This is a genomic window from Pseudomonas silesiensis, assembly GCF_001661075.1.
In the GTDB taxonomy this organism is placed as follows: domain Bacteria; phylum Pseudomonadota; class Gammaproteobacteria; order Pseudomonadales; family Pseudomonadaceae; genus Aquipseudomonas; species Aquipseudomonas silesiensis.
The window spans coordinates 1,944,642-1,964,266 of sequence record NZ_CP014870.1 but is presented as its reverse complement, the minus strand read 5'-3'; the positions used below and the strand labels follow the sequence as shown (position 1 = coordinate 1,964,266).

The 19,625-nt window shown below is 59.6% G+C and carries 16 protein-coding genes, 1 tRNA gene and 2 pseudogenes; 7 read left to right on the top strand and 12 right to left on the bottom strand.

All coding sequences use genetic code 11. The features are described 5' to 3' along the window. Nucleotides 1-317 precede the first annotated feature (317 nt). Entirely contained in the window at nucleotides 318-2,333 is a 2,016-nt protein-coding gene (gene uvrB / locus PMA3_RS08910) for an excinuclease ABC subunit UvrB (RefSeq protein ID WP_064676811.1), read from the bottom strand. A 338-nt stretch (nucleotides 2,334-2,671) separates the two neighbouring features. Here uvrB and PMA3_RS08905 point away from each other — a divergent pair, with 338 nt between their 5' ends. Beyond that, nucleotides 2,672-3,868 (top strand): amino acid aminotransferase, encoded by a 1,197-nt coding sequence (locus PMA3_RS08905; RefSeq protein ID WP_064676810.1) that lies wholly within the window; start codon nucleotides 2,672-2,674, stop codon nucleotides 3,866-3,868. A gap of 247 nt (nucleotides 3,869-4,115) precedes the next feature. Next, nucleotides 4,116-4,325, top strand: a complete 210-nt coding sequence (locus tag PMA3_RS08900; RefSeq protein ID WP_064676809.1) for a hypothetical protein — start codon at nucleotides 4,116-4,118, stop codon at nucleotides 4,323-4,325. Here the strand turns inward: PMA3_RS08900 and PMA3_RS08895 are convergent. Continuing rightward, nucleotides 4,322-4,552, bottom strand: a complete 231-nt coding sequence (locus PMA3_RS08895; protein WP_008007186.1) for a hypothetical protein — start codon at nucleotides 4,550-4,552, stop codon at nucleotides 4,322-4,324. The two genes, PMA3_RS08900 and PMA3_RS08895, sit on opposite strands and share 4 nt — an antisense overlap. Before the next feature lie 227 nt (nucleotides 4,553-4,779). On the opposite strand from PMA3_RS08895, the gene PMA3_RS08890 reads away from it, so the two are divergent. Beyond that, nucleotides 4,780-4,855, top strand: a tRNA-Asn gene (locus PMA3_RS08890). A 177-nt stretch (nucleotides 4,856-5,032) separates the two neighbouring features. Here PMA3_RS08890 and PMA3_RS08885 read toward each other — a convergent pair. The 3 genes from PMA3_RS08885 to PMA3_RS08875 all read right to left on the bottom strand — a co-directional run bounded on the left by PMA3_RS08885 (nucleotide 5,033) and on the right by PMA3_RS08875 (nucleotide 10,035). Continuing rightward, nucleotides 5,033-8,119, bottom strand: coding sequence for an efflux RND transporter permease subunit (locus PMA3_RS08885; protein WP_064676808.1), 3,087 nt, complete (start codon nucleotides 8,117-8,119; stop codon nucleotides 5,033-5,035). After that, nucleotides 8,116-9,237: an efflux RND transporter periplasmic adaptor subunit gene (locus tag PMA3_RS08880; RefSeq protein WP_064676807.1), complete on the bottom strand. Its 1,122-nt coding sequence runs from the start codon at nucleotides 9,235-9,237 to the stop codon at nucleotides 8,116-8,118. The genes PMA3_RS08885 and PMA3_RS08880 overlap by 4 nt, the downstream gene beginning before the upstream one ends. A gap of 177 nt (nucleotides 9,238-9,414) precedes the next feature. Continuing rightward, nucleotides 9,415-10,035 carry a TetR/AcrR family transcriptional regulator gene (locus tag PMA3_RS08875; protein ID WP_064676806.1) on the bottom strand — a complete coding sequence of 207 codons (621 nt, stop codon included), beginning with the start codon at nucleotides 10,033-10,035 and terminating at the stop codon, nucleotides 9,415-9,417. 229 nt (nucleotides 10,036-10,264) lie between these two features. On the opposite strand from PMA3_RS08875, the pseudogene PMA3_RS30605 reads away from it, so the two are divergent. Then, nucleotides 10,265-10,372: pseudogene (locus tag PMA3_RS30605) on the top strand (integrase core domain-containing protein); the annotation flags it as partial. 71 nt (nucleotides 10,373-10,443) lie between these two features. On the opposite strand, the gene PMA3_RS08870 reads toward PMA3_RS30605, so the two are convergent. From PMA3_RS08870 to PMA3_RS08860, 3 genes are all read right to left on the bottom strand, one after another. After that, the gene (locus tag PMA3_RS08870; protein ID WP_064676805.1) at nucleotides 10,444-11,997 is read right to left on the bottom strand and encodes a nucleobase:cation symporter-2 family protein; all 1,554 of its coding nucleotides are present in this window, start codon (nucleotides 11,995-11,997) and stop codon (nucleotides 10,444-10,446) included. A gap of 166 nt (nucleotides 11,998-12,163) precedes the next feature. Next, entirely contained in the window at nucleotides 12,164-13,012 is an 849-nt protein-coding gene (locus PMA3_RS08865; RefSeq protein WP_064676804.1) for an arylamine N-acetyltransferase family protein, read from the bottom strand. Between the two features lie 110 nt (nucleotides 13,013-13,122). Then, a complete protein-coding gene (locus PMA3_RS08860; protein ID WP_064676803.1) occupies nucleotides 13,123-13,917 on the bottom strand; it encodes an exodeoxyribonuclease III in 795 nt (264 codons plus the stop codon). A 180-nt stretch (nucleotides 13,918-14,097) separates the two neighbouring features. Here PMA3_RS08860 and PMA3_RS30600 point away from each other — a divergent pair, with 180 nt between their 5' ends. Beyond that, the gene (locus PMA3_RS30600; protein WP_082930281.1) at nucleotides 14,098-14,400 is read left to right on the top strand and encodes a hypothetical protein; all 303 of its coding nucleotides are present in this window, start codon (nucleotides 14,098-14,100) and stop codon (nucleotides 14,398-14,400) included. 44 nt (nucleotides 14,401-14,444) lie between these two features. Here the strand turns inward: PMA3_RS30600 and PMA3_RS08850 are convergent, their stop codons facing one another. Continuing rightward, nucleotides 14,445-15,236, bottom strand: a complete 792-nt coding sequence (locus tag PMA3_RS08850) for an aldolase (RefSeq protein WP_064676801.1) — start codon at nucleotides 15,234-15,236, stop codon at nucleotides 14,445-14,447. 17 nt (nucleotides 15,237-15,253) lie between these two features. Further along, the gene (locus PMA3_RS08845) at nucleotides 15,254-15,895 is read right to left on the bottom strand and encodes an HAD-IA family hydrolase (RefSeq protein WP_082930280.1); all 642 of its coding nucleotides are present in this window, start codon (nucleotides 15,893-15,895) and stop codon (nucleotides 15,254-15,256) included. Between PMA3_RS08845 and PMA3_RS08840 the strand changes: the two are divergent. Beyond that, nucleotides 15,796-16,128: pseudogene (locus tag PMA3_RS08840) on the top strand (LysR substrate-binding domain-containing protein); the annotation flags it as partial. The gene PMA3_RS08845 and the pseudogene PMA3_RS08840 overlap by 100 nt on opposite strands. A gap of 38 nt (nucleotides 16,129-16,166) precedes the next feature. Here the strand turns inward: PMA3_RS08840 and PMA3_RS08835 are convergent. Then, nucleotides 16,167-16,958, bottom strand: coding sequence for a hypothetical protein (locus PMA3_RS08835; protein WP_064676800.1), 792 nt, complete (start codon nucleotides 16,956-16,958; stop codon nucleotides 16,167-16,169). Nucleotides 16,959-17,005: 47 nt separating this feature from the next. Continuing rightward, nucleotides 17,006-18,757 (bottom strand): L,D-transpeptidase family protein, encoded by a 1,752-nt coding sequence (locus PMA3_RS08830; protein ID WP_064676799.1) that lies wholly within the window; start codon nucleotides 18,755-18,757, stop codon nucleotides 17,006-17,008. Between the two features lie 80 nt (nucleotides 18,758-18,837). Between PMA3_RS08830 and PMA3_RS08825 the strand changes: the two genes are divergently transcribed. Continuing rightward, the gene (locus tag PMA3_RS08825) at nucleotides 18,838-19,542 is read left to right on the top strand and encodes a murein L,D-transpeptidase catalytic domain family protein (protein WP_064676798.1); all 705 of its coding nucleotides are present in this window, start codon (nucleotides 18,838-18,840) and stop codon (nucleotides 19,540-19,542) included. The last annotated feature ends 83 nt before the right edge of the window (nucleotides 19,543-19,625 follow it).

The window sequence follows — 19,625 nt, the reverse complement described above, 5'->3', positions numbered from 1 at the left end:
CGAAAAGAATGAAAAGCGAAGATAAAACAGGGGGCGAATGGTAACAGGCGCAGGCTGCCCGGCTCTAGTCGGTGGGGCATTTAAGCCAATATTGCGTTGGGGGATCAGCTTTGTGGCGGTGTTGTCTACCAGGGGATTGCCGGTAAGGGTGAAGGTTGGGCAAGCGAACTGATTGATATGTGTAGCGCACTGACGGGCCTCATCGCGGGCAAGCCCGCTCCCACAAGGATTGAAGGTGTCCACACACTATGTGTTCACCCACATACCCTGTGGGAGCGGGCTTGCCCGCGATGAGGCCTGCCCATTCACTGAACATCTCAAACCGTAATCAACCGCTCCCGCAACTTGCTAATTTCATCGCGCATCTGCGCTGCCGCTTCGAATTCCAGGTCACGGGCCAGCGCGTACATCTTCTCTTCCAGGGCTTTAATGCGTTTGGCGATTTCACCCGGCGAGCGCAGTTCGGCTTCGTATTTGGCGCTTTCCTCGGCGGCCTTGGCCATGCCTTTGCGCTTCTTGCTGCGCGAACCCGGTACGGTGGCGCCTTCCATGATGTCGGCCACGTCCTTGAACACCCCCTTGGGCGTGATGCCGTTGGCCAGGTTGAAGGCGATCTGCTTGTCGCGACGCCGCTCGGTCTCGCCGATCGCCCGCTCCATCGAGCCGGTGATCCGGTCCGCATACAGAATCGCCCGGCCATTGAGGTTACGTGCCGCGCGGCCGATGGTCTGGATCAGTGAGCGCTCGGAACGCAGGAAACCTTCCTTGTCCGCATCGAGAATCGCCACCAGCGAGACTTCCGGCATGTCCAGGCCTTCACGCAGCAGGTTGATCCCCACCAGCACATCGAAGGTTCCGAGGCGCAGGTCGCGGATGATCTCGACCCGCTCCACCGTGTCGATGTCCGAGTGCAGGTAACGCACACGCACGCCGTGGTCGGCCAGGTAATCGGTCAGGTCTTCGGACATGCGCTTGGTCAGCGTGGTCACCAGCACCCGCTCCTCCAATGCCACGCGCTTGGAGATTTCCGAAAGCAGATCGTCGACCTGGGTCAGCGCCGGACGGATTTCGATTTGCGGGTCCACCAGGCCCGTCGGACGGACCAGTTGCTCGACCACGCGACCGGCGTGCTCCGCCTCGTAATTGCCCGGCGTCGCCGAGACGAAAATCGTCTGCGGGCTGATGTGTTCGAATTCGTCGAACCGCATCGGCCGGTTATCCAGCGCCGACGGCAGGCGGAAACCGTATTCCACCAGCGTTTCCTTGCGCGAGCGGTCCCCTTTGTACATCGCGCCGACCTGCGGCACGCTGACGTGGGATTCGTCGATCACCAGCAAGGCATCGGCCGGCAGGTAGTCGAACAGGGTGGGCGGCGCCTGGCCGGATTCGCGGCCGGACAGGTAGCGCGAGTAGTTTTCGATACCGTTGCAATAACCCAGCTCGAGGATCATCTCCAGGTCGAACCGGGTACGCTGCTCCAGACGCTGGGCTTCCACCAGTTTGTTGTTGGACCGCAGGTAGTCCAGGCGCTCCTGCAGCTCGACCTTGATCCCTTCCACGGCGCCAAGCAGGGTCTCCCGCGGCGTCACGTAGTGGCTTTTCGGGTAGAAGGTGAAACGCGGCAGCTTGCGGATCACTTCCCCGGTCAGCGGATCGAAGGCGGACAGGCTCTCGACCTCGTCATCGAACAGCTCGATGCGGATCGCTTCGAAATCGGATTCTGCCGGGTGGATATCAATCACATCGCCACGCACCCGGAAGGTCGCGCGGGCGAACTCCATATCGTTGCGGGTGTATTGCAGGTCGGCGAGCCGGCGCAGCAACGCACGCTGATCGAGTTTGTCGCCACGATCCACGTGCAGCACCATCTTCAAATAGGTTTCCGGGCTACCCAGACCGTAGATGCATGACACCGTGGTGACAATGATCGCGTCCTTGCGCTCCAGCAGCGCCTTGGTGGCGGACAAACGCATCTGCTCGATGTGGTCGTTGATCGACGCATCCTTCTCGATGAAGGTGTCCGAAGACGGTACGTAAGCTTCCGGCTGGTAGTAGTCGTAGTAGGAAACGAAGTACTCCACTGCGTTGTTCGGGAAGAACGCCTTGAACTCACCGTACAACTGGGCGGCCAGGGTCTTGTTCGGCGCCAGCACCAGGGTCGGGCGCTGCACCTGGGCGATGACGTTGGCGATGCTGAAGGTCTTGCCCGAGCCGGTCACACCGAGCAACGTCTGGTGCGCCAGCCCGGCTTCGATACCCTCGACCATCAGGCGGATGGCTTCCGGCTGATCGCCGGCGGGCTCGAAGCGGGTCACTAGCTGGAATTCAGACATACAAAACCTCTGGGTTCGCGCCTGGCCGGGCAACTGGACAGCAACGAAAAAGACCGCAAACGACCGATGTCGCCCGAGGAAAAAACTGGGATTATGCTCAATGTGGCGCCGATTGCCTGCGCTTTCAAGGCAAACGTCCTACAACCCTTGAAGTCTTTGACGCAATCAATCGACGATCGATCGAAAAATAATCCTGAAAACCTACGTTAAAAGTCGAAATGCCTGTCGCCTTGGATCAGTGATGGCCTCTATACTAGCTCCCCGTTTGTGCACCGCTCTAGTGCATTCGGCTGGAGCGCGACACGTCCCTCCACTCTCCATTCAGAGCCGCCGCAAAAATGAGCCTGTTCTCCGCTGTCGAAATGGCACCACGCGATCCAATCCTGGGCCTCAACGAAGCATTCAACGCCGATACCCGTACCAACAAGGTCAACCTGGGGGTCGGTGTTTATTGCAACGAGGAGGGGCGAATTCCACTCCTGCGCGCCGTTGTCGAAGCCGAGACGATTCGCGTCGCTCAACACGCGTCCCGGGGCTACTTGCCGATCGACGGCATCGCGGCCTATGACCAGGCCGTACAGAAACTGCTGTTTGGCAATGACTCGCCGCTGATCGCTGCCGGCCGCGTCATCACCACCCAGGCCGTCGGCGGTACTGGCGCCCTGAAAATCGGCGCCGACTTCCTCAAGCAACTGCTGCCGAACGCCGTCGTGGCGATCAGCGACCCGAGCTGGGAAAACCACCGCGCACTGTTCGAAACCGCCGGCTTCCCGGTGCAGAACTACCGCTACTACGACGCCGCGACCCACGACGTAAACCGTACCGGCCTGCTGGAAGACCTGAACGCCCTGCCGTCCGGTTCGATCGTGGTGCTGCACGCCTGCTGCCACAACCCGACCGGCGTCGACCTGAGCCCGGAGGACTGGAACAACGTCCTGGAAGTGGTGAAAGCCAAAGGTCACGTGCCGTTCCTCGACATGGCCTACCAGGGCTTTGGCGACGGTATCGACGAAGACGCGGCTGCCGTGCGCCTGTTCGCCGAGTCGGGCCTGACGTTCTTCGTCTCCAGCTCGTTCTCCAAATCCTTCTCGTTGTACGGCGAGCGCGTAGGCGCCCTGTCGATCGTCAGCGAATCGAAAGAAGAAAGCGCGCGCGTACTGTCGCAAGTCAAGCGCGTGATCCGCACCAACTACTCCAACCCGCCGACCCACGGTGCCAGCATCGTCGCCGCGGTGCTGAACAGCCCGCAATTGCGCGCCCAGTGGGAAGAAGAACTGGCCGAAATGCGCCTGCGGATTCGCGACATGCGCACCCAGATGGTCGACCTGCTGGCGAAAAACGCGCCCCAGCGTGATTTCAGCTTCGTCGGTCGTCAGCGCGGCATGTTCTCCTACTCCGGCCTGACGGTTGAGCAGGTGACCCGTCTGCGCAACGAGTTCGGTATCTACGCGCTGGATACTGGCCGAATCTGCGTTGCGGCGTTGAACCAGAGCAACATCAAGGTTGTGACGGATGCGATCGTTCAGGTGATTTGATTCAACTTTGCGATGTGAAACGGGAAGCCTTCGGGCTTCCCGTTTTTATTTGTCCCAGATAATTTTCAACCCGCCAGGCAAGCGCTCTAGACTGCACACATCTGTCCCCCCTGTAGGAGCTGGCTTGCCAGCGAAGGCGGCCTCAAGACTTACATCGCCCATGAAGACGCCTTCGCCGCGGTGCGGCGATCCGACAAGCCGGCTCCTACAGGTTCATGTACACCCGAGAATTCTGATGAGAATGCACATGAAAAACGATGACCTACGCGCCGAGCGCGATGACCTGGACGACCTGGATGCCTTCGTCCCGCGCACCCCGGCCAAACGCGGGAACAACCTGGTGATGCAAGTGGCCACCGGCGTCTTCCTCGGCGGCCTGGCCTTGTGGCTGGTGCAACTGGCCGCGACGATGCTGTACGCCAAACTGATGCTCGGCACTATCACCTTCGGCGGTTAGGCCAGTTCGGTTGCACGCTGGCTGGCGGCATCGTCATAGGCCACATACAGCGATTCGGCGACCTGACTCTTGATCGCCTTGGTGCTTTCCAGGCCGAGGACGAAGCCTTCGGCCTTGCCACCGGCGCGGTTCAACTCGTCGGCGGTGCTGGCCTGAGTGATCGCGTCGAACAATTTCTCGGCGTGAGGGCCGACGCCTTTGGGCAGGCTGATCTGAGCGATGCTCATGCAAGCACCTCGTGGTGGCGAGGCGTGAGGATTGGGTGATTCATGGCGCGTACCTTTTCGGCGAATGGCCGGCAGCGCGTGTAACCACTTCCGGGCGGCCATGGTAGACCCCTGAGCCCGTTCTGGTAACCGTCAATGATCGATAAACCACCGTCCGTCTCATCGAAACCGTCCCATCGCCAACAGATGCTTGACTTCTCTTTTTGAATCAGTAACATACACGGCATTCCGCGATAGCTCAGTTGGTAGAGCAAGTGACTGTTAATCACTGGGTCCCTGGTTCGAGTCCAGGTCGTGGAGCCAGACAAGGTTCCAGAGAAGGCTTTCAAAATCTCTGACCCCCCCCCCGAAAAACCCGCCTTCTGGCGGGTTTTTTCGTTTTGGCGTTCTGTCGGATTCCGGTGGGTACCAGCCGTTTTAAGGGCAGAGTTTGCGAGCCCATCCAAACAGGCTTTTTGAAACGATCCAGGCACGCAGGTATCAAGCAACATGAGTGTTCGCTGCAAGCTCATGCGCGGGCTCGGGCTTGATCTTGAACCAGAGGGCGTACATCGCTGGCAGGAACACCAGGGTCAGCACGGTGCCAGCAAACGTACCGCCAATCAGGGTGTAGGCCAGCGTTCCCCAGAACACAGAATGGGTCAGCGGAATGAACGCCAGCATCGCCGCCAACGCCGTGAGAATCACTGGCCGTGCACGCTGCACAGTGGCTTCGACCACGGCGTTGTAAGGCGACAGGCCGGCTTGTTTATTAGAGTGAATCTGGCCAATGAGGATCAGCGTGTTGCGCATCAGAATCCCTGACAAGGCAATCAATCCCACCAAGGCGTTGATCCCGAACGGCTGCTGGAACAGCAGCAGAATTGGCACCACACCAATCAGGCCCAAAGGCGCGGTGGCAAACACCATCATCATTGCCGACATCGAGCGCACCTGAATGATGATGGTCAGCAACATCAGCGCGATCATGATCGGGAACAACGGCAGCAATGCCTTGTTTGCTTTACCCGACTCCTCGATCGCGCCAGCAAACTCAATGCGGTAGCCCGCCGGCAGCTTTTCGATGATAGGTTGCAACTGCGTTTTCAAGGCGTTGGAGACATCGGGAGGCTGAAGACCTTCAGCCACGTCACCGCGCACGGTTATTGTCGGCGTACGATCACGACGTCGCAGGATGGGCTCTTCCATGCGCACATCCACTGCCCCTACCTGGGACAGCGAAACGCGCTGGCCTTGGACGCCGTTCAGCGTGAAGGCGGCAATTTTCGATGGATCCAGACGCGTCTCACCAGCGGAGCGAGCGACCACCTGAACCGAACGAATGTCCTCACGCACCTCGGTGACAGGCACCCCCGTGAGCAGAAATTGCAGCTGTTGCGCGACATCGGTCGAGGTCAAGCCGAATGCTTGCAGGCGATCCTGATCCAGCGTGAGATGAAGTGCCGGCACGCGCTCGCCCAAGTCGGTGTTGACGGTTCTCATCATGGGGCTGGCGGTCATGACCTCACGCACCTGCGCGGCGATATCCCGCAACACTGCGGGGTCGGCGCCCATCACCCGAAAGGCCACCGGATACGGTGAATAAGGACCAAATACCAACTGCGTCACCCGCACCCGAGCTTCAGGTGCCAAGCCATCGGCCGCGGCTTGTCTGAGGCGGAGCTTGAGCGCCTCACGCTCTTGCTGATTCGCGGTCAGGACGACGATTTTTGCGAAGGATGGATCGGGTAGTTCAGGGGCCATCGCCAAGTAGAAGCGCGGCGCGCCCTGGCCAATGTAAGCGGTGACGATCCTGGCCTCCGGCTGCTGAGCCAACCACGCCTCGACCTTGGCCGCCGCCACATCAGTCTGTTCGATAGAGGTGCCGTAAGGCATCTGCACCTCAACCAGCACCTCAGGCCGGTCGGACGTTGGGAAGAACTGCTTGTTGACCACGCCCATGCCCAGAATCGCAACAACAAACAAGCCCACGACGGATGTCGCCACCAGGCCTTTGCGGCGGATCACACTGCCCAGAAGGCGCCTGAAACGCTGGTAGTTCGGTGTACCGTAAATCGCCGTATGCCCGCCTTCAGGCACCTTGATCTGCGGCAGCAGTTTGACGCCCAGGTAAGGGGTAAACACCACGGCCACCACCCAGGAAGTGATCAGCGCAATGCCAACGATCCAGAACATGTTCGCGGTGTACTCACCAGCGGTCGACTTGGCAAAACCGTTGGGCATAAAGCCGATCGCCGTCACCAACGTCCCCGACAACATCGGCGCGGCCGTGTGGCTCCAGGCATAAGCGGAGGCCTTGATTCGGTCGTAGCCCTCCTCCATCTTCACCACCATCATTTCAATGGCAATGATTGCATCGTCCACCAGCAGCCCCAGCGCCAGAATCAACGAGCCCAGGGTAATTCGATCGAAGTCTTTGCCCGTGGCCGCCATGACAATGAACACGGCCGCCAGAGTCAGCGGCACCGCTGCGGCAACCACAACGCCGACACGCCAGCCCATGCTGAGAAAACACACCAGCAGCACCACGCCCAAGGCAGCAAAAAACTTCACCATGAACTCGTTGACGGAGGCGCCAATATTCACCGCCTGATCCGTGACCTTGGTCAGGCTCATGCCCAAAGGCATCTGCTCATTGGTCGCTGTTGCCTCAGCATCCAGCGACTTCCCCAAATCCAGGCCGTTCCAGCCATCGCGCATGACCACGCCGAGCAACAGTGCCGGCTCGCTGTTGTTGCGTACCAGGAATGTCGCGGGGTCCTCATAACCGCGCTTGACCTCAGCCACATCGGACAACTTGAGGGTTCTGCCCTGCACCGTCAGTGGGGTATTACGAATCTTCTGCAGGTCATCAAACGCGCCATCCAGGCGGATGAAAACCTGGGGCCCCTTCGCTTCTACCGAACCGGCCGGGGTTATCATGTTTTGCGTGTTCAGCGCACTGAAGATGTCTCGTGCAGAAATGCCCAGTGTCGCCAGACGCTCGTAGGACAGCTCGACAAAAACGCGCTCGGCCTGTTCACCAATGATGTTGACCTTCTTCACACCCGCCACATGCAGCAGACGCTGGCGCAAGCTCTCGGCTTCGCGCACCAACAGACGTTGCGGCTCGCCCTTGGCCTTGAGCGCATAGAGCGCGAAGGTGACATCGGAATACTCATCATTGACCATCGGGCCGATCACCCCAGACGGCAACCCCTTCTGCTCATCCAGAATTTTCTTGCGCGCCTGGTAAAACTCCTCCTGGACCGCTGAGGGCGGCGTGCTGTCGAGCAGGTACACTGTAGTGAATGCCAAGCCGGGCCGGGTAAAGGTCTCGGTCCGATCGTACCAACGCAGCTCCTGCATGCGTTTTTCCAGCTTTTCTACCACCTGGTCTTGCATCTCCTGGGCCGTCGCCCCAGGCCAGGCAGTGACCACCGTCATTTGTTTAATGGTGAATGCGGGATCTTCCGCACGCCCCAGTTTGAAGAAGGCGTACAACCCACCCACAGAAATCAGCAGGATCAAAAACAGGGTGATTGAGCGCTCGCGTACGGCCAGCGCCGAAAGATTGAAGCCGCTCATCGACTTACCTCAACCACTGAATTTTGCGGAGCATCGGCGAGTTCAGTCCTGACCTTCTCTCCCTCGCTCAGCAAGTGAGCACCCAATGCGACAACACGATCACCCACCTGCAGATCCCCCGTCACGCGCGCGATGGCCTCATTATTCAGGCCGCGAACCTTGATCGGGCGCCATGCCACCTGCTCAGGTTCCCCGCCCACCACCCAGACCCCCGGACCTTTACCGGCGTCGTAGAGGGCCCCCATGGGCACCTGTAATTCCTTGGCATCAGCAACATCCGTGTCAGCGATAACCACTGAGATCGTCGAACCCAGGGTGGCGTTGGAGAGTGCCCCCTCCAGCACATAACGCGCTTCAAACGTTCGGGTCTGTCGGTCGGCAGAGTCGGACAACTGGCGTAAACGCGCTTTACCTGCAGTCTGGTGCTGGCCGTATAGCTCAACCGTCGCCGCCGAGCCCAGCGCAGGACGTAGCGTCTCGGGTAACTGGATCACGGCCTCGCGCTGCCCCGAATGGGCAACGCGTACCACCACCTGCCCAGCGCCAACTACCTGCCCCGGCTCCGCCAAGGTATCCACTACCACCCCGTCAGCATCCGCCAGCAACGTCGAATAACCGGTCGCGTTTTTCGCCACATCAGCCTGGGCCCGGGCAGCGTTGAGTTGGGCTTTCGCCGAGTCGGCAGCTGCTTTGAACCCTGCGTAAGCTGAAGCAGATACCGCTCCGACGGACACCAGATCACGGTAGCGAAGCTCGTCATCGGAGGCCTGCCGAGCTCGGGCCATGGCGGCCAGTACCGCTTCCTGCTGTGCCCGCGCGGTCAGCGTCAGGTCGTTGGCATCGATTCGCATAAGGGGCTGCCCGCGCTTGACACTCTGTCCAGCATCCACCAAACGCTCCAAGACCTTCCCAGGTACCCGAAAACCGAGATCGCTCTGAACCCGGGCCGCGACGATACCAGTGAATACCCGTGCCGCAGGCGCGGAGGGTTGAACCACGCCGATGCGCACCAAGGGCACTTGAAGGCGAGGATCGGCAGGCGTGGCCTCGTTGCAGGCCGCCAGCGCAAACGGCAACAAGACAATGAAAATGGCTGACATGCGGTGGCGCTGGATCATAAAGACCTCTCGGTAGCGGATGCACCATGCTTATTCAAGTGACCATTTCTGTCAATAGTCACTACCGAGATGAATGAACATCGCCCACTTGATCAGAGCAAAGCAGAGAGGCTTGATATCTGGTTTTTTCAGGCGCACACGCTGATACGGATGCACAGCGCATCCGTCAGCAGAGGTTTAAGGCATCAGGCTGCGCAGAACAAGATTGGAGATGAGAGAAGGGGCTTCTTCAACAAAATCGAGGTTGTACTGCAATAGCAGAGGATTCATGAAAGGCCGCAGAGCGAGATGAATCGACTCTACCGTCTCGTCCAGCGGAGTCTTGCGTTCAAACTCGCCGAGCTCTCGCCCCTCACGCACGATTTGCAACACGAAGCTCTTGATCCGAGCGTCATAGACTTGTGAGCTGGGCCATCGCTCCGACGCGGCGAACGCTGCGATGTCGTAGAGTTTACGGTCGTTAAAGAACAGGCTCACACCTGTAGCGATTAAGGTTTTGACCAGGCGCCGAAAACGTTCAGTCGGGGAGATGCCGTCTACATTGATGGCTTGCTCCACTGCCGCAACGATTTCAGTCAGGCAATTTGTACAGATTGCTTCACCAATCGCCTGCTTGGATTCAAAGAATTTGTAGATGTAAGCCTTGGAAAAGCCGATGGCCTTGGCTAGGTCAGAAACCGTTGTTTTGCCATAACCATATTGACTGAAATGTTCGTTGGCCGCCGCGACAATCTGGTCTCGAATGTCGTGATCGGCTGGGCCACGGGCGCTGGGCGAAGAAACTGATGGCTGATTCATGCGAGCAGCTTACTCATCCCAAAGGTGGTTGACAACTTGTGACCAAATTGTAATATCGTCACAAACCGACCCTTTCGCAGGCATCGCATGCACCCTCCTCCTCGTTTCGCCGTCTTACTGTGTTTGGGTATGGTTGCAGGTTGCGCAGTGGGCCCCGACTACTCAGAACCCCGTGTGGAATTGCCCGAGCATTTCTCCGCACAAACGTCCAAGGCACGACAACTGGGCGCAAGCGGAGCAAATGGTGCGGGAAGCGATCCTGATCTACAACCAGGAGCGCCCGCACCTGTCCTTAAAATACAAAACGCCCGATGCGGTGCATCGGGCGTTGGGGTGAAACAGGTGTAAACCACAGGGGCCGGCGCTTGTCAGTTGCAAAAGAGGCGCCCCGTAGGACGCCTCTTTCAATCACACATGCTCACCGCTTTTCGCATGCCCCGCCCGCGGCTCGGCATGCCCATGCTCATGCTCATGCTCATGCTCATGCTCATGCTCATGCTCCGCCTCTATCACCGGAATCTCCTTGCCATCACAGTCATGCAACTTGCCTTCGCTGAAATAATCCCCTTCGCGCAATGCCGCCAGGTCCTGGTAACGCAGCACCCGCTCGGTACCCGCCGCAAACACCGATTGCTGGTCGGAGTTACCGGCAGTGAGGTGGTTGAAGGCCAGGTTCAGCACGATGGCCATGATCGCCGAGGAGCTGATGCCCGAGTGGAAGATCGTGGCGAACCAGCTGGGGAAGTGGTCGTAGAAGTTCGGTGCGGCAATGGGGATCATGCCGAAGCCGATGGAGGTGGCAACGATGATCAGGTTGACGTTGTTGCGGTAGTCGACCTTGGACAGCGTCCGAATGCCGCTGGCGGCCACAGTGCCGAACAACACGATGCCGGCACCGCCGAGTACCGAGGTCGGTACCGCGGCGATGACCCGGCCCATGAACGGCAGCAAGCCGAGAATCACCAGGAACAAGCCGCCGGTGGCGACCACGAAGCGGCTCTTGATCCCGGTCACGGCCACCAGCCCGACGTTCTGGGCAAAGGCGCTTTGGGTGAAGGAGCCGAAGATCGGCGCGATCATGCTCGACAGCATGTCGGCCCGCAGGCCATTGCCCAGGCGTTTGGAATCCACCTTGGTATCGATGATTTCACCCACTGCCAGGATGTCCGCCGACGTTTCCACCAGGGTCACCATGACCACGATGCACATCGACAGAATCGCCGCGAAGTGAAAGGTCGGCATGCCGAAGTGGAAGGGGGTCGGGAAGCCGAACATCGGGCCCTGAGTCACCGACGAGAAGTCCGCCATGCCGAGGAACACCGCGAGCACCGTACCGATCACCATGGCCAGTAGAATCGACAAACGGGAGATGGTCGCGCTGCCGACCTTGCTCAACAACAGGACCAGCACCAGCGTCACCGCCGCCAGCCCGATGTTCGCCATGCTGCCGAAGTCCGGCGCGTGACTGTTGCCACCCATAGCCCAGCGCGCCGCCACCGGCATCAGCGTCAGGCCGATGGTGGTGATGACGATGCCCGTCACCAACGGCGGGAAGAACTTGGTGATGCGCGAGAACACCGGCGTGATCAGCAAACCGATCAGGGACGCGGCAATCACCGCCCCGAGAATCGACTGGAAGCCACCCTCCCCGCCACTGCTGACAATCGCCACCATGGTCGCGACGCCGGAGAACGACACGCCCTGGACCAGCGGCAACTGACAACCGAAAAACGGTAAACCCAGTGTTTGCAGTAATGTCGCCAAGCCCCCCGCAAACAATGAAGCAGCAATCAACAATCCGATGTCCGCCGGCGAGAGCCCGGCCGCCTGGCCGATGATCAAGGGCACCGCGACGATGCCGCCGTACATGGTCAGAACATGTTGCAGGCCATAAGCCATATTCGCGCCGACCCCGAGATTCTCGTCCTCGGGCCGTTGGTGTGAAACAGAGGGCGTTTTCATGGTTTGGGGGGTTCCCTGGTTTTTGTTGTGCGCACACTGTATGCAAGACTCAGGACAAATGTCTATAGAGTTGTATACAACTCGTCGGTCAGATTATGGACATATGTCCATTTCCGCCTTACAGGCTCGCCGCAAGCGGCCATCAAAAAACCTTGAAATATTTCCCTCACGACATTTGGCTTGCCTCCTGTGCAGGCTCGATCAACCGCCCCAGCACGCTTTTCAACCCTGCATGCTCCGGCACCCGAATCCCAAACTCGCGCGCCAGCAACGCCACCAGTTCGTCTACGTCCGCCACCTGCCGCCGCTCGCTCTCGCTGCCGACCCGATGAATCGCAAAGCTGCCGTTATTCAACGTACGTCGCCATCCCTCCCCCGTTCGCGCCACCATCAGCTGTTTTCTGAACGACGATTCAGGATGGGTCGAGACGTACCAGTTGCCGACGGCATAATCGATGTCTTCCTGGCGTTGCAGATCGAAGATGTACATCGCTTTCCACTCCCCGGCGACGTTGGCGCGCAGGGTGTAGCCGTCGTCATGCTGCTCGATGCGATAGGGTTCGTGGGGGGTGAGCTGTTCGGTCGTCGAATCGAGTATGAGCGGCGCGGTGGGCACCATGCCGCCGAAGCCGACGTCGGTGATGTAGCGCACACCGCCCAGGGTCACCAGGCTCAAGCGGTGCGTTCGCGCGGTCCAGGCGCCTTCGGGCTGGCCCATGACTACCCGCCCGGAGATACCGCGCGCGTCAAAGCCCAGCTCCTTGAGCAAGGCCAGGTACAGGCTGTTGAGCTCATAGCAGTACCCGCCGCGACCCTCGAGCAGGACTTTTTGCTCCACGGACGGTAAATCGATGAGCACCGGCTCGCCCGACAGGGTGGTGAGATTTTCGAACGCAAAGGCACCGGTGTGGCGCCGTTGCAACAGGCGCAGGGTTTCCAGGGTCGGTGCCGGAGGGGCATCGTAGCCCAGGCGTTGCAGGTACACCGCCAGGTGGGTCAGGCGTGGCTCGCTCATTGCTCGATCCTTATGCAGGGGCCGCAGATTTCTGCGCTATTGGCCGCCATGTATAAGGGAAAAACCGGTCCGGCCGACAATTGATTTAGCCAATCGCCACCCAGGTAAAATCAGCGCCGCTTGCGCGAACCCAGTCGAATCCAGGTCGGCGCATGATCGCTGGCATGGGGTTCGTTGCGCACCCAGGCGTCGACACCCGCCTCTTGCAAGTAAGGACTCAATGCCGGGTTGAGCAACAGGTGATCGATGCGCAGCCCCGAGTTTTTCTGCCAGTGCTGCCGGAAGTAATCCCAGAAGGTGTAAAGGCGATCCTCCGGATACAGGTGACGCAGGGAATCGGTCCAGCCCTGATCCAGCAACCGCTGATAACACTCGCGGCTTTGCGGTTGCAGCAACGCATCCTTGAGCCAGGACCGCGGGTTGTAGATGTCCAGGTCGGTCGGCACCACGTTGTAGTCGCCCGCCAGCACCACCGGGTGTTCGCTGCTTTGCAGGTTCTTGGCATAGGCGATCAACCGTTCGAACCATGCCAGTTTGTAATCGAACTTCGGCCCCGGTTGCGGATTGCCGTTGGGCAGGTACAGGCAACCCACCAGGATGCCGTGCACGGCGGCTTCCAGATAACGACTGTGGGTATCGCTGTCATCGCCCGGCAAACCGCGCCGACTCTCCAGCGGTTGTGCATCCCGCGCCAGGATCGCCACCCCGTTCCATGACGACTGACCTTGCCAGATCGCGCCGTAGCCAGCGGCCTCAAGTTCTGCGGCGGGGAACGCAGTGTCCACCGACTTGAGTTCCTGCAAGCAGGCAATGTCCGGTTTTTCTCGCTCCAGCCAGGCCAGCAGGTTCGGCAGCCGGGCGCGCATGCCGTTGATGTTGAAGGTCGCGATTCGCAAATTCTTCATGAGGCCAACGCTCCTGATGGCGGGGTGCCTAGCGTGTGACATCTGCAGGTTTTGGTGGTTGCGTCGCCAGCCCCGCGTTGATGATGAATGGCGCCCCCCACCACTCGTCATCCAACCGGCACCAACTCCCCGCCCTCTCACACCAACTTCAGGTAACGATTCTTCTTTTGGAGACCCACCATGATGAACAGCAAAATCACTTCGTTGTTGTTGGCCGGATTGTTATCGGTGGCGTCAGCGGCCACATTCGCAGGGTCGAGCGATGGTGCCGATGCGACCGGGACCCAATCCGGCGCCACCAGCGGTCCGACCACGCCACCGGATAACACCCCCGGCGAGCCCTCGAGCGGCAATCAGACCGACTCGGGCGGCTCGGACACCGGCACCACCGGCGGGGCCAGCGGTTCTGGCTCCGGTGCGGGCGGCGGCACGGGGGCCGCAGGGGGCGGAACGGGTGGTGCGGGCGGCGGCACGGGCAGTTGAACGAATAAACGCAGCCGATGAACGTCGGCTGCTTTTCATCCGGGCTACGCCGTGGTGGGACGGAGATCACCTTTGGCCAGCCGTCGCATCGCACTGTGCAAATGCGCCCGGGCACTCTCGGCATCGCCCAGGCGCATTTGTTCGTAAGCTCGCTGGGCGATCTCGTGAGGCACCGGTTTGAGTTCGCGCTGGGTCGCCATCGCCATCAGCTGCACCTGGGCGGCGCGCTCCAGGTAATACAGATCGTCCCAGGCCTCGGCGATGGTCGGCGCAGCGATGATCACCCCGTGGTTCTTCAAAAAAACAATGTCGGCATTGCCCATGACGCTGGCGATCCGGTCGCCTTCGGATTCATCGAGGGCCAGGCCGTTGTAGTGCTCATCCACCGCGGTACGGCCGTAAAACTTCAGCGCCGTCTGACCCAGCCACAACAGCGGCGGGCCTTGCAGCAGACACAACGCCGTGGCGTGCGGCATATGCGTGTGAAACGCCACTTTCACCCGCGGTAACTGTTTGTGCAGGCGAGCATGGATGTAAAACGCCGTTGCTTCCGGCAGGCCTTCGCCGTCCACGACATGGCCGTGAAAATCGCAGACCAACAGGTTTTCAGCGGTCACTTCAGCGAACGCATAGCCGTAGGGATTGACGAAAAACAGGTCATCGCGGCCTGGGACCATGGCGGAAAAATGGTTACAGATGCCCTCTTCCAATCCGTGCAGCGCCGCCAATTGAAAGCATGCCGCCAACTCCGTGCGCGCGGTGATGGCGGCTGGCGAGTCGAGCTGCAGATCAGCGTAACGCGAAGGACGGGAACTGCCTGCAAGCGTATGTGCCATGACGACGACTCCGTGTGCTACCAGCCAAGAGATTTAAATAAGGGGACGACCTGATCCAGCGTGCTCAATATGGCATCAGGTCGATAATCCGGCAGCAATTGCCGACCGGTGCCGCGATCGATCCACACGCACCGAAAATGCATGTCCCGGGCAGCGGCGTGATCCAGCATCGGGCTGGCGCAAATGTGCACCACCTGCTCGCGACTGACGCCGAGCTGTTCATGAGCGTAGTCAAACAATCGCGGGGTCGGCTTGTAGGCGCCAGCCTGCTGGGCGGTGATGACACGATCGATAGACCCGCCGAGCTGCGCGACATTGCCGGCGATGATGTCGTCATCCGTATTGGACACGATGCACAACTTGAACCCCATTGCCTTGAGTTGCGCCAGGGTCTCGATCACTTCGGGAAACGGCGGCATGCGCGGGATCTCGGCGGCCAGGCGCTGACTGTCTTCGGGAGCGCTGGACAGCCCCAAGTCTTCCAGGGCGAGGTGCAGGCCGAGGGTGCCCAACTGACGAAACGAACGATGGGGCGGGATCTGCTCCAGGCGATGTGGATGTGGATACAGCCAACGCAGTGGTCCCGTTGGCGCTGTTTCCCCAAGGCTGCATTTATCGGCAGCGGGCCATCCGTCTGCTGGACGTGGCACAGCGGCCATGGCGGGTTGCCTTTGGCAGTCATAGCCTGACAGGCATTCAGGCTGCGGTCGCTTGCGGCCTGGGCGTGTCAATACTGCCGGTTTCGGCGGTATTGCCTGAGCACAGCGTGTGCAATGACCTGCCCGAACTGTCGCCGACGGAGCTGGCACTGATCAGCCGGGATGGCGCGCTGACCGGGTTGCAGCGGGCGCTGGTGGATTTTTTGCGCGAAGAAGTTGGCAAGGCATGTTGACGGTTCCTTTGACCGATGTCCTGATGACGCTCATCTCTTCAAATCATCCTGTCGATTTGATCCAGCGTCACCTGGGGCACGAGTTCACCGGGAATCCGCGATGAACCGGAGAGGTTGTAGACCTGAAAATCATCATCCATGACGTACTTCGCCATGATCTCGAACGACGGCAGGATTCTCGTATGAAAGTGATCGTCGAGGTTGCACGGCGAAACAACGGCGCCGGCCTTTTCATAAAAGCGACCTGCCGACTGATCCAGGTCGACGCCCACCAGAAACACCTTGGTGAACCCCGCGTGATAGGCGATTTGCAACGCCAGGTAGGCCACTGTGCGGGCATCGAAAAAGCCTCGTTTGAGGTTCTTGCTGAAACCCAGGCTTCGATTGCGGCCAGTCCCTAACTTTCGTCTTCGGACAAGCTCTTTATCCCGCCGGAACAGCAACTCGCCCCAGGAGAGTTTGGGCGCCTGCGTCAGCAAATAAAGTTCGCCCTCGGGCGCCAGCGCTTCATACCTGACGAGGTCTTTCCACAAGGCTATCCGCTGACTGCGGCGCATGGCTTCAGCAAAAAGATAAGGCTGTTGTCGGCAAAAATCGTCGTCCGTACAGGCGTAAAAGAACGGTTTGATATCAGGCTCGACGAACATCGAAATAGCCCCGTTCATGGTAATCATCGGAACGTCGGCATACTTCTCCAGCGGAAAATCTTTCGCGGACGCGCCCGAGGCAATGATAAACACCGGACCCTTTTGAATGTTGCGACACTCATCGAAGTCATGCACCGCAAGCTGACGCGTAGTCAATGACGGTTTTTTTTGCGCAACATCCATCTTCAGATTCCCTCCTTTAACGATATTAGATCCAGCGCCCGTCCTGGCTACTGTTGGTTCTGCCCCGCCACGACCGCGGGACTACCTGCGCGCTGCCAATCCAGGATGGGTAGTTTCAACGGCTTGTTCAACCCTCGAAGCACAGCCGTGTCATACCCGTAAATGTCGGGTTTGAAAATCACCCGGCCATCGTTGCTCAAGTCTACCGTCCAATACGCCAGCAACACCGGCACTTTCACGGGAAGCTTGATGTTTTCAGTTTTGCCGTTTGCCAATTGGGCCTGGATCCCGGCGGCATTCCACCGAACCGGATCGTTAAACAAAAGCTCCACCAATTGCAACGGGTTTTCCACCCGTATGCAACCGGAACTGGTGGCACGGAAGGGTTTGGCAAACAACTCGCGGTGGGGGGTGTCGTGAAGATAGATCGCATAGTCGTTAGGAAACCGGATCACCACCTGACCCAGCGAGTTCTCCGCACCGGCATCCTGACGCAAGGTCAGGCCGCGCGGGTGATCCCAATCAACGCCCGCCGGATCGAGCACATTGCCTTCGCGATCCAGGACCCTGATGCGGTTCGCGGCCAGGTAGCCTGGATTACTGCGGATCTTGGGCAGCATATCCTGGACCAGGATCGTCGGCGGCACGGTCCAGGTCGGGTTGAACGTGACGTAGGTGATCTCGGACTGGAACACCGGCGTACTGCGGTACGGCTTGCCGACCTGTACCCGTGAACGCCATATCGCCTTGCCGTCGCGGTAGAGCGCCACCTTGTAGCCGGCGATATCGACGATGACGAACGTGCCCTGCAGCTTGTACAGCAACCAGCGCGCGCGCTCCATGTTCACCCGGACCTGGTCGATCCGCGCCTCGACGGGTACGTTCAGGGCCGCCAGCGTCGCCGCCCCCGCCACACCGTCCGCGCCCAGGTATTGCTCGGATTGATACTTCTTCACCGCAGCGATGACGGCGTCGTCGTAAATCGTGCGCGGCGTTCGTTGTGGAGCCAGATAGCCCCCCGCCACCAAACGGGTCCGCAACTGCCCGACCGCAGCGTTATCCATGCCGGGCTTGAGCGACTCACCTTCGGCAACCTTCGGCCAGCCCCCCCTGTCCCGCACCGTGCGCAATTGCGCCAGGCCCATCCGCAAGCTGCCATAAATCGCTTCTTGTGGTGGCGCTTGGGCGAACGCCCGCGCCACATCGTGGTTGTCGAGCGCGGCGAAGAAATTGTTTACGTCTGCACGAGGATCGACGCCGACAGGGTCGAAGTTCCAATGCATGTCCAGTCGCGATGGGTCGACCTTGCCGCGTCGTAGCTGCAGCAATGCCGTGATGAAGGTATGGGTGGCCGCCATATCGAACGCAGCGCGTTGCGCCGGGGTGGGCACCATGGACTGCATCAATGTTTGCGCCCCGGCCAGCTCGGCAATGCGAAAATCCGCGGGGTCGAGCCCGTCGACCTGGGTTTCGCCCAGGCTTTTCAGCAACTGTGCAACGTCGCTGTCATGGGACCAGGCGGCGCGATAACCGCGATGGCTGTAAAAATCCATCACCACCCGGTTCACATCCACCCGCTGATGACGCGGCGAGGTGAGCAACGGCGGGAACGCAGTTGCCAGTGGCGCCAGTTCGGCCTGAATCGCCTGAGCGACGATGTCATCAGGTGCCGTCTCGTTCATCGCATCCGCTGGAGATGACAGCATGATCGGCGACGTTTGCCCCTGCGCTGCACCGCTGATCAGAAAGACCATAAAAAAGACGCGGCTTATGACGAATAACCTTGTTAACTGCACCATGGATAATCCTTAATCTCCTGCATTCAACAACTAGCATCCTACAGACTGCTAGACTTGACACCATCTAATGAGACACGACTATGGCGCTAGACCGCATTGGCATGGCAATCACGGCCCTGCTGCTGACCTCCCTCTCAATACCGGCAGCGTACGCCGATTCGCTTGAAGCCGCGCTGATCAAAGCGGCTCCCCATGCCAACGCCAAAGTCATTGGACTGGCGGTACGCGCTTCCCAATGTAGCATCGCCCAGGGCAAAGCCCCGGTGCAAAGGCTAGCAGTGATCGATTACTCACTGCCCTCCACCGAACAGCGGCTATGGGTTTTCGATCTGAAGAAACGCAAGTTGCTGTTCCACGAACTGGTGGCCCACGGTCGCAACAGCGGCGAGAACATGGCGGTCAAATTCTCCAATCAGAACGAAAGTTTTGCCACCAGCCTCGGCCTGTACCGCACCCAGGCGAGTTATGTCGGGCAGAACGGTTACTCGCTTCGCATGGAAGGACTGGAGCCGGGTTTCAACGACAATGCGTTTGACCGGGCGATCGTTATCCACGGCGCACCTTATGTCAGCCCGGTACTTGCACGGGCGAATGGGCGAATCGGTCGAAGCCTGGGTTGCCCGGCAGTACGACCGGCCATTGCGCACAAGCTGATCGACTCGATGAAAGATGGGCAGTTGCTGTTCTCTTACTATCCCGACCAGCGGTGGCTGAAGTCTTCTTCGTACATCAATTGTGGTGGCGCCACGGTTGCGTCGTCTTCAAAGTCCACGACCCGCCAATAAGAACTTCGGCAGCGACAATGCTCCCGTAATCACGACCGGTTTTTGTCCTGAATGGAAAGCTGCATGCGCCTCACTGCGCTCAT

Excerpts from the sequence above, each read along its gene's own strand:
- PMA3_RS08850 (WP_064676801.1), bottom strand. The coding sequence starts at position 15,236 with ATGGCACATACGCTTGCAGGCAGTTCCCGTCCTTCGCGTTACGCTGAT.
- PMA3_RS30600 (WP_082930281.1), top strand. The coding sequence starts at position 14,098 with ATGATGAACAGCAAAATCACTTCGTTGTTGTTGGCCGGATTGTTATCG.
- PMA3_RS08845 (WP_082930280.1), bottom strand. The coding sequence starts at position 15,895 with ATGGCCGCTGTGCCACGTCCAGCAGACGGATGGCCCGCTGCCGATAAA.
- PMA3_RS08880 (WP_064676807.1), bottom strand. The coding sequence starts at position 9,237 with ATGATCCAGCGCCACCGCATGTCAGCCATTTTCATTGTCTTGTTGCCG.
- PMA3_RS08830 (WP_064676799.1), bottom strand. The coding sequence starts at position 18,757 with ATGGTGCAGTTAACAAGGTTATTCGTCATAAGCCGCGTCTTTTTTATG.
- uvrB (WP_064676811.1), bottom strand. The coding sequence starts at position 2,333 with ATGTCTGAATTCCAGCTAGTGACCCGCTTCGAGCCCGCCGGCGATCAG.
- PMA3_RS08885 (WP_064676808.1), bottom strand. The coding sequence starts at position 8,119 with ATGAGCGGCTTCAATCTTTCGGCGCTGGCCGTACGCGAGCGCTCAATC.
- PMA3_RS08865 (WP_064676804.1), bottom strand. The coding sequence starts at position 13,012 with ATGAGCGAGCCACGCCTGACCCACCTGGCGGTGTACCTGCAACGCCTG.
- PMA3_RS08905 (WP_064676810.1), top strand. The coding sequence starts at position 2,672 with ATGAGCCTGTTCTCCGCTGTCGAAATGGCACCACGCGATCCAATCCTG.
- PMA3_RS08825 (WP_064676798.1), top strand. The coding sequence starts at position 18,838 with ATGGCGCTAGACCGCATTGGCATGGCAATCACGGCCCTGCTGCTGACC.
- PMA3_RS08875 (WP_064676806.1), bottom strand. The coding sequence starts at position 10,035 with ATGAATCAGCCATCAGTTTCTTCGCCCAGCGCCCGTGGCCCAGCCGAT.
- PMA3_RS08860 (WP_064676803.1), bottom strand. The coding sequence starts at position 13,917 with ATGAAGAATTTGCGAATCGCGACCTTCAACATCAACGGCATGCGCGCC.
- PMA3_RS08900 (WP_064676809.1), top strand. The coding sequence starts at position 4,116 with ATGAAAAACGATGACCTACGCGCCGAGCGCGATGACCTGGACGACCTG.
- PMA3_RS08895 (WP_008007186.1), bottom strand. The coding sequence starts at position 4,552 with ATGAGCATCGCTCAGATCAGCCTGCCCAAAGGCGTCGGCCCTCACGCC.
- PMA3_RS08835 (WP_064676800.1), bottom strand. The coding sequence starts at position 16,958 with ATGGATGTTGCGCAAAAAAAACCGTCATTGACTACGCGTCAGCTTGCG.
- PMA3_RS08870 (WP_064676805.1), bottom strand. The coding sequence starts at position 11,997 with ATGAAAACGCCCTCTGTTTCACACCAACGGCCCGAGGACGAGAATCTC.